This window comes from Polyangiaceae bacterium (assembly GCA_015075635.1).
Taxonomy (GTDB): Bacteria; Myxococcota_A; Polyangia; order Polyangiales; family Polyangiaceae; genus JADJKB01.
The window spans coordinates 2,664,168-2,678,829 of sequence record JABTUA010000001.1 but is presented as its reverse complement, the minus strand read 5'-3'; the positions used below and the strand labels follow the sequence as shown (position 1 = coordinate 2,678,829).

Sequence of the window (14,662 nt, the reverse complement as noted above, 5' to 3'; positions counted from 1 at the left end):
CACGTGTTAGGTTTAGTCAAAGTGAATCCTCGTTTGCGCGTCCTCAGGCCGGTGCTCGGCGGCCTGCTCTGTGTCGCGGCGCTCGCGATGGGCATGGGGCTGGTCACGCCCGCAAGCGCCGGGCCGCTCGCGGTGGTCGAGGGCGAGAAGCTCGACATCAAAGCCGACAAGCTCGACATCGACATCGACAAAGGGACGGCGCTCCTCGACGGCAACGTCGAGGCCAAGCTCGGCGAGCTCAGCGTCACCTGTCCGAAGGTCGAGATCCGATACGATCAGGCGCCGCGCGTGCGCTGGGTCAAGGGCTCCGGCGGGGTTCGCGCTCGCGTGAAGGGCATCGACGCGGTCGCCAGCTCGGTGGTCGTGGACCTCGCCAAGCGCGAGGTCACCCTGACCGGCGGCGTGAGGCTCGCGCGGGGCAAGGGTTGGGTCGAGGCAGGCAAGGCCACCATCGACCTTTCCACGAAGAAGCTCACGCTCTCCGAGGTCAAGGGCTCGATCCCGGTCGAGCCGCCCGCGCGCTGATATCCTCGGGGGGATGACCGCGAACGACCCGCCCGCGCTCTCTGCCGATGAGCTATCGGTGGTGCTGGGCGGCGTCGAGATCCTCCGTGGGGTGTCGCTCGAGGTGGCCGCCGGCGAGATCGTCGGCGTGCTGGGGCCGAGCGGAGCAGGCAAGAGCACGCTATTTCGTGCCTTGGCCGGCGAAGTCCCGTTGCGCGCCGGGCGGGTGCAGCTGGGAGAGCACGACGTCAGCCGCGCGCCGCTGTGGAAGCGAGCTCGGCTCGGGCTCGGCTACGTCCCGCAGACGCCGAGCGTGCTCTTCGACCTGGACGTCGCGGGGAACTTCCGGACCTTCGCCCGCGCCGCCGGGGCGCCGGCCACGGCGCCGGAGCAGCGAGCCGCCGAGGTGGATCTGAGCGCCCGCCTCGGCGTCGCGGCTCGAGACCTGTCGGGGGGGGAGCGCAGGCGGCTGGAGATCGGGCGCGCGCTGACGGCGGAGCCGCGGGTGCTCCTGTGCGACGAGCCGCTCTCGGGGGTCGATCCCAGCGGCGCGCAGCGCATCGGCCGTATCCTCCGCGCACGCGCCCGAGACGGCATGGCGGTGCTGGTGGCAGACCACCGGGTCGGTGAGGCGCTCGAGTTCTGCGAGCGCGTGCTGCTGCTGCTCGACGGGCGCGTCGAGGTGGCGACCACGCCCGCCGAATTCCTGGAACACCCTGCGGTCCGGCGGCGCTATCTGGGCTGAGGTCGGCGTTTTTTTGGTAGGCCCGCTTTTTGCTGCGACCTGCTAGACTCGGCAGCACTGGGCTTCCCGTGCCGGGGCCCCCTTCTCGAAAAGCCATGGAAATCAAGCAGCAGCTCCGCTTGTCCCAGCAGCTCGTCATGACGCCGCAGCTGCAGCAGGCCATCAAGCTCCTGCAGCTCAGCCGGCTCGAGCTCATCGACGAGGTGCGCAAGGAGCTCGACAACAACCCGGTGCTCTCGGACGAGGAGGCCGACGGGCGCGGACCGAGCGAGGCTCGGGCCCGGACCGAGGCGAACGAAGCGCAGTTCGAGCGCGCGGTGAACGAGCGGCCTGACTCCCGCGAGAACGAGAAGGCCGCCCGGGAGGTGGACTGGGAGAAATTCCTGGAGAACCGCACGCTACAGCAGCCCGTACCGGGCAATCGCGGCGGCTTCGACGAGCTCCCTCCCATCGAGCAGAACCTGACCAAGCCCCGCAGCTTGCAGGATCACCTGCTCTGGCAGCTCACCACCAGCGACTTCACCGAAGGGGAGCGCCGCTTCGCCGAGCTCGTGATCGGCAATCTGGACGAGAAAGGCTACCTGGATCTGAAGGGAGTAGAGCGCCCGGACGGCACGCGCACCCCGGATCTGACCATCGAGGACCTGGCCGAAGAGGCCGGCCTCCACCCTGAGGACGCACCGGACGTGCTGGAGCTGATCCAGAACTTCGACCCGATCGGCGTCGCGTCACGCGACCTGCGCGAGTGCCTCCTGGTGCAGGCCAAGGCCATCGGCTTCGACGAGATCGAGACCGAGATCATCAACAGCCACCTGCACCATCTGGAGAAGCACAACTACCAGGCCATCGCCCGGGAGATGAAGATCCCCGTCGAGGAGGTCTACGAGGCGGCCAAGGAGATCCAGAAGCTCGAGAGCCGTCCTGCCCGCAACTTCACCGACACGGACGATCGCGCCATCGGCATCACGCCGGACGTCTACGTGGTAAAGGACGGTGACGAGCTCCGGGTGATGGACAACGACAAGGGCGTCCAGCGCCTGTTCATCAACGAGGCGCTGACCAAGAAGCTGATGCAGGACCCCACCGCCAAGGAGTTCATCGGCGAGAAGCTCCGCAACGCGCAGTGGCTGATCCGCGCCATCGAGCAGCGGCGCAAGACCATCATCAAGGTGGCCGAGTGCATCGTGGACAAGCAGCGGGACTTCTTCGAGCGCGGCGTGGCCCACCTGAAGCCGATGATCCTGCGGGATGTCGCCGAGGCCGTGGGCATGCACGAGTCGACCATCTCGCGGGTGACGACCAACAAGTACATGCACACGCCGCAGGGCTTGTTCGAGCTCAAGTATTTCTTCAATTCCAGCATCCGGCGCGTCGGTGAAGACGACATCGCGAGCGAGAGCGTGAAACAGGCCATCAAGAAGATCATCGACGATGAGGACAAGGAGAACCCGCTCTCCGACCAGGCCATCGTCGAGCTGCTCGAGAAGGCGGAGGGCATCAAGATCGCCCGCCGCACCGTGGCGAAGTACCGCGAGATGCTCGGGATCCTGTCGTCCAGCAAGCGCAAGCGCCTGTTCTGAAAAGCACCATCAGTCTAGATCAGCGATCCAGGAGGTTCCCTTTGAACATCAGCATCACCTTCCGGCACATGGCCACGAGTGAGGCGATCAAGACCTATGCGAACGACAAGGTCGCGAAGCTCCAGAAATTCCTGCGGCAGCCCATGACCGCGAAGGTGACTCTGTCGATCGACCGGCTCAAGCACATCGCGGAGACACGAATCTCGAGCGGCGGCGCGCACCTCGAGGCCAAGGAGGCGAGCGAGGACATGTACGGGTCCATCGACAAGGTCATCGACAAGCTCGAGCGCCAGATCCGCGGCCAGAAAGGCGCCGCCGAGGCCAAGAAGAAGCGCGGCCGGGAATCCATCAAGTCGAGCACCGTAGCCTCGGCCGCGCCGCTGGCGGAGCCCGTCGCCAAGCGCGTCGCCAAGAAGGTGACGCGCACGACCAAGAAGACCGGGGGAACGAAAGCCAAGAAGACTCGCTCGTAACCCACACCGGCGTTCCTTTCGGAAACGCTGGCAGAGCGCGGAGCCCCATGCGCCTAAGCGAAATGCTCGCCGCCCAACGCATCCATGTGGATGCCTCGGGTACGGTATCGGACAAGAAGGAAGCCTTGCGCCTCCTGGCGGAGTTCATCGCGCCAGTGGTGGGCTCGGACCAACAAGTGCTCGAGGAGGCGCTCGCCGAACGCGAGCGGCTGCAGAGCACCGGCATCGGTGACGGGGTGGCCATCCCCCACACAGCGGTCGACAGCGCGCCGGGTCAGGCAGCCGCCCTCATCCTGTGCCCCAAAGGAGTCGCTTTCGACTCCATCGACGGCGAAGACGTCAACATCATCTTCGGTGTGGTCGGGCCCAAGCGCGCCACCGGCGAGCACTTGCGGGCGCTGGCGCGGATCTCCCGGCTGCTCCGCGACTCCGACATGCGCCGCCGCCTGATCGAGTCCGGCGATTCGGCCGCAGCCTTCCAGCTCATCGCGGACCACGACACCGATCCCAGGTAGAGATGACCGTCTACGAGCCTCCGAACAACGCGGCCCGTTCCCTCACGGTGCGGGCGTTGGTCGGGGACGCGGACTTGAGTCTCGATCTGTCGGTGGTGGCCGGAGCGAACGGGCTGGATCGGCTGGTCGATCACCCGCGCATCCAGAAGTCCGGGCTCGCGCTGGTCGGCCACCCGCACGGCATCGTCCCGACCCGCATCCAGATCCTGGGCGAGACCGAGATCTCCTACATCGAGAGCCTGCCTGCCGAGCAGCAACGCGGCGCCGCGCGACACCTGTTCCAGCTCGAGCTGTCGTTGGTCATCGTGACCCGCGGCGTGGTCCCGCCCTTGGTCCTGGTGGAGGAGGCGCACCGCACCGGCACCCCGCTGTGCGTGGTCAAGGAGCGCTCGTCGCGCGCCATCACGGCCATCCACAGCCTCCTGGACGAGCGCCTGGCACCGCGCGCACGCATCCACGGCGTCCTGGTCGACGTCTTCGAGGTCGGCGTCTTGCTCTTGGGCAAGAGCGGCATCGGCAAGAGCGAGTGCGCGCTGGAGCTCGTGATGCACGGCCACCGCCTGGTCGCGGACGACGTCATCGAGTGCGACTACAAACCACCCGGGATGGTGTTTGGCCAGCCGGCGACGTTGCTGCGCCATCACATCGAGGTGCGCGGGCTCGGCATCCTGAACATCAAGGACCTTTACGGCGTGACCGCGGTCCGAGAGCGCAAGCGCATCGACCTGGTCGTGCACCTGGACTCTTCGCACGGTGAGCAGGGGGGCTACGACCGGCTCGGCATCGAAGATCACTTTCGCGAGATCCTGGGGGTGCCGGTCCGGGAGGTGTTGGTGCCCGTGCGCCCGGGCCGCAACATGAGCTCGATCATCGAGATCGCGGCGCGCGACGAGCTGCTCAGGCAGGCCGGACACAACCCGGCGCGCGAGTTCATCGAGCGCGTGGACGCCGAGACCTCGCGCGCCACCGAGAGCTCGCTGCCACCGCTGCCCGGCCGCGCGCCGCGAGCGACCGAGAGCTCCGCGCCGCCGCCGGTGGTGCCGCTGGGAGAGCGGAAGAAATGAGCGGCGCGACGCTGGTCGTCGTGCTGACTGGGCTGTCCGGGGCGGGCAAGTCGACGGCGCTGCGCGCGCTGGAGGATCTCGGCTTCTTCTGCGTGGACAACCTGCCGCCGCCGGTGCTGCCTTCCACCATCGAGGCGCTCGAAGAGGGCCGCCTCCGGCGGCTGGCCTTCGGCGTGGACGTGCGCGTGCGCAGCTTCCTCGACAACATCGGCAGCGTGATCGACGCCATCGTCGAGCCGGGGCGCGAGCTCTCCGTGCTGTTCCTGGACGCCTCCGACTCGGCGCTTTTCCGCCGCTTCTCCAGCACGCGCCGCCCGCACCCGCTGGCCACGCTGCTCGACGCCGACGGCGACAGCACCGCGACCGACGTGCTCGACGGCATCCGCATCGAGCGCGAGCGCCTGGCTCCGCTGCGCTCACGCGCCACGCGCATCCTGGACACGACGACGCTGAGCGTGCACGACCTCCGGCGCTCGGTGTTCGACCTGTTCGGGCCCGGGGCAGGGGGCGTGCCCAGCATGCACACGCGGTTCGTCTCCTTCGGCTTCAAGTACGGGGCACCCGTGGACGCCGATCTCGTGCTCGACGTGCGCTTCCTCGACAATCCCTTCTTCGTGCCCGAGCTCAAGCCGCTGCCGGGAACCGACCCGCGGATACGAGCCTTCGTGCTGGAAAACGCCGAGACCCAGCTGCTCTTGGACAAGGTGGGCGAGCTCTTGGCGTTCGCGATTCCGCGCTTCGAGCGCGAGGGCAAGAGCTACCTGACGGTGGCCTTCGGCTGTACCGGCGGCAGGCACCGCTCCGTAGTGATCGCGGAGCGCCTTGCGGCGACCCTCGCGGCGAGCCTCGGGCGCGAGATCGACGTCGTGCATCGAGACGTCGAAAAGGTTACGCTGGAAGAGCGTCCCGGGGGGGGCGAGGGGGGCTCGGCTTGAAGGAAGCGCGCGGCAGATTCGAGATCAGGAACCGACTGGGGCTGCACGCGCGTGCGGCGACGAAGCTCGTCCAGACTGCCTCGCGCTTCCCGTGCGACGTGAGCGTGTCGCGGGAGGGGCAGATGGCCAACGCCAAGAGCGTGATGGGCGTGCTGCTCCTGTGCGGTTCCCAAGGGTCGGCGCTCGACGTGGAGGCAAAGGGTGATCGCGCTCAGGAGGCGGTCGACGAGATCGGCCGTTTGATCGAGGGACTGTTCGGGGAGGGGGAGTGAACATGAGCGACTCGGGACCAGCTCCGCCAGCGGGCTCGTTGATACTCGAAGGCATCGCCGGCTCGCCCGGCCTGGCCGTGGGCCGCGCGGTCGTCGTGGACACCAAACGCCCCGGAGTGCAACGGGTTCACATCGAGCGCGGGCAGGTCGGCGAGGAGCTCCGGCGCTTCGACGCCGCGGTGGCCAGCGCGGCGCGCGCGCTGCGCGAGGTCGCAGAGCGGGTGCCGCGAGGCCGCGCAGAGTCGTCGATCCTCGAGGCCTACATCCTGATGGTCGAGGACGAGAGCGTGCGCGCCGAGGTGGAGGCGCAGGTGCGGGGGGAGCTCAAATGCTCCGAGTGGGCGCTCGACGGCGCCGTACGCCGCATGGCCGAGCAGCTCCGGCTCGCCGAGGACCCGTACCTCGCCGAGCGCAGCCACGACGTCGAGTTCGTGGGGGATCGCCTCTTGATGGCCCTCGGCGGCCAGCCGCGAACGCCGGCGTTGCCCGACCTGGGAGAGCCGGCGATCGTGATCGGGCGCGACCTGTCTCCGGCGGAGACCGCGAGCTTCTCCAGGGATCGGGTGCGCGCGCTGGTCACGGAGGCGGGAACACGCACGAACCACACCGCCATCCTGGCCCGCGCCCTGGAGATCCCGGCGGTGGTCGGCGTGCGGGGCCTGATGGACCAGGTCGGCACCGGGGATCGGCTGGTCGTGGACGGCAACAAGGGCCGGGTCATCGTCGAGCCGGACGAGGCCACCGTCGCCGAAGCGTTGGCTCGGGTCGAGCGCCAGCGCCTGGCCGCTCGGGCCATGCTGGTGGAGCGCGACCGGCCTGCGGCGACGCGCTGCGGGGTGACCATCGAGCTCCGAGCCAACATCGAGCTTCCAGCCGAGGCCGAGGTTGCGCTGCAGCACGGCGCACAAGGCATCGGCCTCTACCGCACCGAGTTCCTGTTCGTCGATCGCAGCGAGCCGCCGAGCGAGGAGGAGCAATACGCGGTGTACCGGCGCGTGGTCGAGGCCATGCGGTCCCAGCCGGTGACGCTGCGCACCTTCGACATCGGGGGCGACAAGTTCGTCTCGGCCTTCCAGGTTCCTTCCGACATGAACCCAGCGCTCGGGCTGCGTGCGGTCAGGCTCGGGCTGGCGCGCCCGGAGCTCTTCGGAGCGCAGCTGCGCTCCATGGTGCGCGCCTCGGTGCACGGTCCCATCGCCATCCTGGTCCCGATGGTGGCCAGCCTGTCGGAGCTCCGCGCCGTGCGCGCGTTGCTCGAGCGCGCCATCGCGGAAGTCGATCGGGCCGGCCACCCCAGGGCTGCCCGGATCCCGCTCGGCGTGATGGTCGAGGTGCCGAGCGCCGCCATCATGGCGAGCGAGATGGCGCGCGAGGCCGAGTTCCTCAGCATCGGCACCAACGACCTGGTGCAGTACGCGCTGGCGGTCGATCGCGGCAGCCCGGATCTGGCTTACCTGGCGACGCCGTTCGATCCGGCCATCCTGCGCTTGATCCGCGGCGTGGTCGCGGCAGGCGAGGGCGCGACCCGCGAGGTCAGCGTGTGCGGCGCCATGGCGAGCGATCCGATGGCCGCGGTGCTGCTGGTCGGCATGGGGATCCGGGTGCTCTCGCTGGAGGCAGCGGCCATCCCCACGGTGAAGGCCGCCCTCTGCCGCTTCAGTCTGGCCGAGGCCCGCGAGGTCGCCGAGCGCGTGCTCGCCCTCTCCACCGCCGGCGAGATCGACGCTCTGCTCAGGGAGACAGTGGCGAATCGGCTCGCGGATTTGATCGAGCGGGCATGACTCGTCGGCGGGGCGCTCCGGGAGCGTCCGGCGAAGCCTCCCATCTGACAGCGGGTGTGTGAGCCGGCCCCGCCGGTGTCGCGAAGCCGCCCACCGGTATTCTCGTGGGTCCTGGCTTCGAGGGCAGATCGTGATCTGCCCATGCCAAGAGGGCGGAAGTCGAGTCGGGCTTGGCACCACCGCGCCGCCTTGGTAATGGCCGTCGTTCGATGAGCTGGCGAGCGTTCCTGTCCCTCGTGCTCGCCCTCCTGTGCGCAGCCTCCCTCTCCGGCTGTCCGGAGAACCCGCCCACAGTGCGCCTGAACGGACAGGCCAAGCTCACGTTGCTGCACACCGCGGACATCCACTCGCGGCTCTTCCCCTACGCCCTGCAGATCACCCAGAGCGACGCCAGCCTGGGCCTGGGCGCCGCGGACTCCATCGCCACCGTGGGCGGAGTCGCGCGCATGGCATCGGTGGTGGCCCGGGAGCGCGCGAAGAGCGATCGCGTGCTGCACATCGACGGCGGCGACTGCTTCCAGGGCGCGCCGGTCTTCAACTTCTACGACGGCGAGGCGGAGATCCGCGCGCTCAGCACCATGGGCATCGATGCTCAGGTGATCGCCAACCACGAGTTCGACAAGGGCGCGCTCAATGCCCGCACGCAGCTCTACAAGTGGGCGAACTACCCGGTACTGGCGGCGAACTACCTGCTCGACGATCCGGACAACCCCGTGAGCCCCGGGCTCGAGAACGTGCTCCAGCCGTTCACGACCTTCAACGTGCGCGGGCTCAGGGTCGGGGTCATCGGCATGGGCAACCTGTCGAGCATGTCGTCGCTCTACGAGCGCCCCAGCCGCCTGGGCATCACCCCGCTCGAGACCATCGACGTCGCGCAGGCCTACATCGACCTGTTGCGGCCGCTGGTCGACGTGATCGTGTTCGTCACCCACCTGGGCCTGACCTCGGACCAAGAGATGATCCGCGGTACGACCGGCATCGACGTCGTGCTGGGCGGCCACAACCACATCGTGCTCCAGCCCCCGCAGACGGTGGAGGACTGTGGCCGAGCCGACGAGACCGGCCAGCATTTCATCTACCTGAAAGACGCGGACGGGCACCCGGTGCGGCGCTACTGCAACCCGCGGCGGGTGCTGCTCAACCACTCGGGCGCGTTCAGCAAGTATGTCGGGCGCCTGGACGTGATCTTCAGCAATCAGCCGGACGACCTCGAGTTCGCCTACGATCCCATCAACGGCTTCGAGGTGGCGAGCCACCAGTTCACCATCACCCCCATCACCAACGACCTGCCGATGGATCGGGCCGTGGCGGAGGTGCTCGAGCCGTACCGAGAGGGGCTGGACGCGCTGGTCGACCTGGACCTGCTGGTCGGCTACGCGCCGGACGGCGCGCGCCGTTTCGGTACCGGCGGCGGCGACTCGGCGCTGGGCAACCTGATCTCGAGCGCCATGTGGCGGCGCCTCGGCATCGAGACCGACTTCTCGCTGACCAACACCACCGGCATCCGCGCGGATCTGGTCCCGGGTCCCGTCACCGTCGAGCAGATGTTCAACATCTTCCCGTTCGACAACAGCATCACCAAGATGCAGCTCTCCGGCTCCGAGGTGCAGGAGCTCTTCGACTTCGTGGCGCGGCGCTCGGCTAGCCGTGGCTGCTCGACGCAGGTGCAGATCGCCGGCGCCCGGATCGTCATCAACTGCAAGGGCTGCACGACCCAGAAGCCGCAGCCTTGCCAGGCGAACGAGCAGTGCGCCTCGAACGAGTGTCTGGCCGGGGCGTGCGTGATCAAGGCCTGCGCGGACCGCATCTACATCGGTTCGACCGACACCCCGTGCGCCAGCGACGCGGACTGCGGAAACCAGCCCAACGCCTGCGATCTCGGGCGTCTGGACAAGAGCGGCAAGGGCCGCTGCCTCACGCCCATCGACTCCGCGGGCTCCTACGAGCTGGCGACGAGCACCTACCTGGCCCAGGGTGGCAGCGGCTTCGTGGTGCTCAAGCGCAACACCACCCAGCTCGACACCAAGATCCAGCAGCGCGACGCGCTCATCGATTGGGTACGCGGCGGCACGCCCTGCGGCTGGAAGCCCGAGCACTCCAGCGACGACGGCCTCAAGGCCTGCGACGTGGACTCGGACTGCAGCAGCGTGGGCGCGGGCTACGTGTGCGCGTGCGCCGCGAACGCGGGGCAGCTGCCGGACGGCACCTGCGTCTCGAACGGGGGCTGCGGCGGCCAGGGGCGCTGCGTGGTGGGCGGCTGCCGCCAGAGCGTGGCCGATTTCTACGCGGCCGCCTGCAAGAACCCGGAGAGCGCGGTGCAGGTCGCCACCTGCTCGGCCAAGCTCGACGCCTGCCAGGTCGGCGGCGAACAGTGCAAGTACCTCGGCTGCGTGGACCGCAACCTCGGCAATTTCGCGGACGGCCGCGTGCAGATGGTGGGCAAATGAAGGGGCTCGCCACGACGCTGCTCTTGGGCATCGCATGCGCCGGATGTACCGAAAAGCTCGACCAACCGGAGCGCACGCAGAGCCTGCACGTGGTGGTGACGGACGTGAACGGCGCGCCGATCGACCCGTCCGCGCCGCCGCTGCCGCTGCCTGCCGGTGAGGTCGATCTCGGCTTCATCGTCGAGGCGCTGCGCCCGGACGGCACCCGTGACACGGGCTTCAACGGCTTCGCGCGCGTCTCGGCGGTGCCGGGCACCGTGGTGCAGATCGCCGGTCCGTGTGCTTCGGGGCGCAACGTCTTGCTCCTGAACGGCGTTGCGGAGTGCCCGCCAGCGCCGCCCGATGCACACCGGGCAATCGTGAGGAACGCCCGCGGGGCCACGCGGATCTGGGCCGAGGACATCGGCTACGTCCCGGAGGATCCGGGCAAGCCTCCGGCCTGCGCCAACGGCAGCGACGACGACGGCGACGGCAACGTCGATTTCCCGGAGGACCCCGGCTGCGCCTTCGCCAACGACGACTCCGAGGGTCCCGGCACCTTCGCAGCGGGCGTCTCGCAGCCGGTGCGCTTCGAGCTGCCCCGGCTCGGGGACGTGCAGGGTCGCGGCGCGACCAGCCCGTACGAGCTCGAGTCGGTGGAGGTCAAGACCGACCTCCCCGCCGAGCTGATCGTGACGCGCATCGCCGCGGACGGTTTCTACGCGACGGATCTGAGCGACACGCTCGGCTACAACCACATCTTCGCCTTCACCTTCAACACGCCGCCCTTCCTACGGGTGTGCGATCGCATCACCAAGCTCACCGGCACCGCCGTCGAGTTCTTCGGCTTCACGGAGCTGTCGTTCCCCTCGTTCGAGCGCCACGCCTGGCGCTTCCCGACGCCGACCGACCCCGGCGACGGACCCTGTCGCGTGCCCGAGCCCACCGTGATCGCGCCGGACGCCACGGAAGACGCCGGGCTGATGGAGAAGATCGAGAGCGCGCTGGTGCGGGTCGAGAACGTGACCGTCGGCGCCTTCTTCGGGCCCAACCCTCCCGAGGTCGCCCTCGCTCCCGGGCAGAACGACTGCGCGACCCCGCCCCCCGTCATCTTCAGCGACGCGGCTTCGAGCTGCGATCTGGACGGCTCCGGCTTCATCGACTTCGACACCAAGGGCTCCTGCGAGGCTGCTTGCGCCAACGCGTGCGGTGCCGAGCCGAACTGCGTGGAGTGGACGGGCTTCGTCTCGCGCGGCAATTACCGCGTGGTGCTGCCGGGCCCGAAGAGCATCCAGATCAACACGCGCAGCATCCCGGGCTTCGACCCGGTGAGCATGCGCGGCAAGCCCATCACCTCGCTCAGCGGGACGCTCCGCAACTTCAGCGGTGGCGATCTCAACTGGACCATCGAAGCCCGCTGCGGCGACGACCTGGTGTGCAGCGAGATGTCGCAGAAGGCCTGCGCAGACGGCCCCAAGGCTCCCGTGAGCTCGCAGATCGCGTGTGTTTCCCCAAGGACGACGGATGACCCGAATGAAGCATCGAACTGAGCTCCGGACGACGCTCTGGCTCGCGGCAGCGCTTTCGCTGACCGGGACCCTGCGCGCCCAGCCGGCTCCCGAGCCCAAGCCCGAAGGCGATCCGCCGGTGAAGCCGGAGGACGTGAAACTCGAGGAAGCGCCGGAGGCGGAGAAGAAGCCGGAGCAACCGGCCCGGCAGGCGACGGCGCCGGCGGCGCCCGAGGTCAAGCCCGAGCCGGCGGCGGCCAAGGCGGAGCCGGACAAGCCCAAGCCCGGCGCTGGGCCGCGCGCGCAGGCCTACTCGCCCTTCGTGGACACGCGTCTGACCTGGACCTTCGGCGACGACGACTTCCTGCACAAGACCGGCGAGGCCTTCCCGCTCTCGCCCAACGCCAGCGTCGGCGATCGGCCGCAGTACCGCCTGTTCTTCGACAACTTGAACTCGCGCTTCTCCGGTCGCGAGAACGTCTCGCACCTGGTGCTCTACAGCCGACTGCCTGGCTTCGCCGAGAACGTGGACACCGAGGCCGCGCTGGTGATGCGTGTCAACATGACCGAGCTGGCATCGCAGTCGAACAACGTGAACCGCGTGCTCGAGGACGCCGGCACCTACCTGCGCGTCTTCTACGGCACCGGCGGAGACGCGAAGAACCCGCAGGGCCTCGGCCTCACGCTGTATCCCATCGACACGGATCGTTTCCGGCTCGGCTACCTGTACGACATCACCTGGGGCGGCACGAACGGCCGCCTCAACCAGTCGATCTTCCCGCGCCTGCAGGCCAGCGCGCCGGGCGCCAAGCTGCAGTACGACGGCAAGGGCTGGTACGCCTTCGGCGGCTTCAAGACCGCCAGCATCATCGAGGTGCAGCAGCGGATCGTGGAGGGCGGGTCCGGCGAAGGCTCGACCACGGACACGGTGCGCGTCGCCGAGACGAACTACGGCTTCCTGGGTGGCGCGGGCGCTGACGTGGCTGAGATGCTCCACGTGGACGTGGGCGCCGGCTACTTCCAGCAGGGGCGCTTCGAAGATCCGGACGTGCTCGGAAAGCGCGTCTTCACCTACGGCTTCTCCGGCCGCGCGGTGCTGCACCAGGACATGGCCGTGCCGCGTTCGGCGGACTTCCTGCTCTACCGCAACGATCCGAACGCGCCGCTCGAGCAGTTCAAGCAGGAGAAGTACGAGCCGGGCAAGCTCTCGTGGGCGCTCTCCGCGGAGGCCACGCAGCTGCACCAGAACCTGAAGGACTTCGACGTGCCCGGCGCGACCGACATCCAGCTGGCGCGGGCCGCGGCGGTGCAGGCCAACATCAAGTTCGGCTACCTGCGCACCAGCCTCTCGGCCATCTACCGCGATCTGCCCTTCGTGCTGCGCAACCAACCGAGCTTCATCCCGTTCCAGACCTTGCCGAACGCGGCCAAGACCGAGAACGAGACCTTCTTCGCCGCCTCGGTGGACTACTTCATCGAGAGCCTGCACCTGACCCCGGGCTTCGGCGCTGGGCTGCAGAATCCTGCCACCTTCCGCAGCGAGAGCGTGGACCTGTTCGGTCAGGACACCTCGCGCACCATCGTGGTCCGCGAGCAGGGCAACCTGGCCTTCCTGCCCGCGGGCGAGAAGCGCGTGCCCATCTTGCAGGCACGCGGCAGCCTCAAGTGGGACATCTCCCCGATGATGAGCGCCATCGGCTGGATGCAGTTCCGCCGCGACAACAACATGACCCGGCTCGAGCTCGATCCGAGCGGCACGGTGCTCCTGCGCAGCTTCATCAGCCCGAACTTCGTGGGCTACGGGCTGGCGATGCAGGCCAGGTTCTAGGCGGCAGGCGGGCAGGGCTCGGGCTTCAGAGCCAGGCGCGGAAGGGGGAAGGCCGTGAGGGGCTCAGGCGCGAAGCGCGAGGCTTCCGGGGGAAGACGCGACGCTTCCGGGGGAAGACGCGAGGCCTCCGGGGGAAGACGCCAGGCCTCCGGGGGAAGACGCCAGGCCTCCGGGGGAAGACGCCAGGCCTCCGGGGGAAGACGCGAGGCCTCCGGGGGAAGACGCGAGGCCTCCGGGGGAAGACGCGAGGCCTCCGGGGGAAGACGCGAGGCCTCCGGGGGAAGACGCGAGGCCCCCGGGGGAAGACGCGAGGCCTCCGGGGGAAGACGCGAGGCCTCCGGGGGAAGACGCGTGGCCTCCGGGGGAAGACGCGGGGAAGACGCGAGGCCTCCGGGGGAAGACGCGAGGCCTCCGGGGGAAGACGCGGGGAAGACGCGAGGCCTCCGGGGGAAGACGCGAGGCCAGAGGCCGAGCCCGCCACCACGTCCTGGGTCTTGGCAAGATCAGATCACGATCTGCCAAGGAGAGGAGAGTGAGAAAACCCGGCGAATCCGGGCGCCGGCTGTTTCGACCGTGCGGAAGTGACGCCAGACGTCGCGGGGGTGAGCGGACGCGAGAAGAGTCCCCGCGTGAGAAAACCCGGCGAATCCGGGCGCCGGCTGTTTCGACCGTGCGGAAGTGACGCCAGACGTCGCGGGGGTGAGCGGACGCGAGAAGAGTCCCCGCGTGAGAAACCCGGCGAATCCGGGCGCCGGCTATTCGTCCGGTGGGAAAAGTCGCGAGGCGGTTGGGGTACCCCGCGGAGCGAACGCGAGGCCAGAGGCCGAGCCCGCCACCACGTCCTGGGTCTTGGCAAGATCAGATCACGATCCGCCAGAGTGAGCGGAGGGAGAAAACCCGGCGAATCCGGGCGCCGGCTATTCGTCCGGTGGGAAGGGTCGCGAGGCGGTTGGGGTACCCCGCGGAGCGAACGGAGGCCAGAGGCCGAGCCCGCCACCACGTCCTGGGTCTTGGCAAGATCAGATCACGAT

12 protein-coding genes are annotated in these 14,662 nt (G+C 68.8%); all 12 read left to right on the top strand.

Annotated features, from left to right (window positions below):
* The first annotated feature begins 21 nt into the window (after positions 1 to 21).
* The 12 genes from HS104_12070 (at position 22) to HS104_12015 (ending at position 13,631) form a co-directional block, all read left to right on the top strand.
* A complete protein-coding gene (locus HS104_12070; protein ID MBE7480705.1) occupies positions 22 to 525 on the top strand; it encodes a hypothetical protein in 504 nt (167 codons plus the stop codon).
* A 13-nt stretch (positions 526 to 538) separates the two neighbouring features.
* Entirely contained in the window at positions 539 to 1,249 is a 711-nt protein-coding gene (locus tag HS104_12065; protein MBE7480704.1) for an ATP-binding cassette domain-containing protein, read from the top strand.
* A gap of 95 nt (positions 1,250 to 1,344) precedes the next feature.
* Positions 1,345 to 2,829: an RNA polymerase factor sigma-54 gene (rpoN, locus tag HS104_12060; protein ID MBE7480703.1), complete on the top strand. Its 1,485-nt coding sequence runs from the start codon at positions 1,345 to 1,347 to the stop codon at positions 2,827 to 2,829.
* 41 nt (positions 2,830 to 2,870) lie between these two features.
* Positions 2,871 to 3,302, top strand: coding sequence for a ribosome-associated translation inhibitor RaiA (raiA, locus tag HS104_12055; GenBank protein MBE7480702.1), 432 nt, complete (start codon positions 2,871 to 2,873; stop codon positions 3,300 to 3,302).
* 47 nt (positions 3,303 to 3,349) lie between these two features.
* Positions 3,350 to 3,817, top strand: a complete 468-nt coding sequence (locus HS104_12050; GenBank protein MBE7480701.1) for a PTS sugar transporter subunit IIA — start codon at positions 3,350 to 3,352, stop codon at positions 3,815 to 3,817.
* A gap of 2 nt (positions 3,818 to 3,819) precedes the next feature.
* Positions 3,820 to 4,881 carry an HPr(Ser) kinase/phosphatase gene (gene hprK / locus HS104_12045; GenBank protein MBE7480700.1) on the top strand — a complete coding sequence of 354 codons (1,062 nt, stop codon included), beginning with the start codon at positions 3,820 to 3,822 and terminating at the stop codon, positions 4,879 to 4,881.
* Complete coding sequence (gene rapZ, locus HS104_12040) at positions 4,878 to 5,816, top strand: RNase adapter RapZ (protein ID MBE7480699.1); 939 nt, start codon at positions 4,878 to 4,880, stop codon at positions 5,814 to 5,816. The genes hprK and rapZ overlap by 4 nt, the downstream gene beginning before the upstream one ends.
* Entirely contained in the window at positions 5,813 to 6,088 is a 276-nt protein-coding gene (locus tag HS104_12035) for an HPr family phosphocarrier protein (protein ID MBE7480698.1), read from the top strand. The genes rapZ and HS104_12035 overlap by 4 nt, the downstream gene beginning before the upstream one ends.
* A gap of 2 nt (positions 6,089 to 6,090) precedes the next feature.
* Positions 6,091 to 7,869, top strand: coding sequence for a phosphoenolpyruvate--protein phosphotransferase (ptsP, locus tag HS104_12030; protein MBE7480697.1), 1,779 nt, complete (start codon positions 6,091 to 6,093; stop codon positions 7,867 to 7,869).
* Positions 7,870 to 8,078: 209 nt separating this feature from the next.
* Positions 8,079 to 10,316, top strand: coding sequence for a bifunctional metallophosphatase/5'-nucleotidase (locus HS104_12025; protein ID MBE7480696.1), 2,238 nt, complete (start codon positions 8,079 to 8,081; stop codon positions 10,314 to 10,316).
* Complete coding sequence (locus HS104_12020; GenBank protein ID MBE7480695.1) at positions 10,313 to 11,845, top strand: hypothetical protein; 1,533 nt, start codon at positions 10,313 to 10,315, stop codon at positions 11,843 to 11,845. The genes HS104_12025 and HS104_12020 overlap by 4 nt, the downstream gene beginning before the upstream one ends.
* Positions 11,829 to 13,631: a hypothetical protein gene (locus HS104_12015; protein MBE7480694.1), complete on the top strand. Its 1,803-nt coding sequence runs from the start codon at positions 11,829 to 11,831 to the stop codon at positions 13,629 to 13,631. The genes HS104_12020 and HS104_12015 overlap by 17 nt, the downstream gene beginning before the upstream one ends.
* Positions 13,632 to 14,662 lie beyond the last annotated feature (1,031 nt).

Excerpts from the sequence above, each read along its gene's own strand:
- HS104_12065 (MBE7480704.1), top strand. The coding sequence starts at position 539 with ATGACCGCGAACGACCCGCCCGCGCTCTCTGCCGATGAGCTATCGGTG.
- HS104_12015 (MBE7480694.1), top strand. The coding sequence starts at position 11,829 with ATGAAGCATCGAACTGAGCTCCGGACGACGCTCTGGCTCGCGGCAGCG.
- rapZ (MBE7480699.1), top strand. The coding sequence starts at position 4,878 with ATGAGCGGCGCGACGCTGGTCGTCGTGCTGACTGGGCTGTCCGGGGCG.
- hprK (MBE7480700.1), top strand. The coding sequence starts at position 3,820 with ATGACCGTCTACGAGCCTCCGAACAACGCGGCCCGTTCCCTCACGGTG.
- ptsP (MBE7480697.1), top strand. The coding sequence starts at position 6,091 with ATGAGCGACTCGGGACCAGCTCCGCCAGCGGGCTCGTTGATACTCGAA.
- HS104_12050 (MBE7480701.1), top strand. The coding sequence starts at position 3,350 with ATGCGCCTAAGCGAAATGCTCGCCGCCCAACGCATCCATGTGGATGCC.
- HS104_12025 (MBE7480696.1), top strand. The coding sequence starts at position 8,079 with ATGAGCTGGCGAGCGTTCCTGTCCCTCGTGCTCGCCCTCCTGTGCGCA.
- rpoN (MBE7480703.1), top strand. The coding sequence starts at position 1,345 with ATGGAAATCAAGCAGCAGCTCCGCTTGTCCCAGCAGCTCGTCATGACG.
- HS104_12020 (MBE7480695.1), top strand. The coding sequence starts at position 10,313 with ATGAAGGGGCTCGCCACGACGCTGCTCTTGGGCATCGCATGCGCCGGA.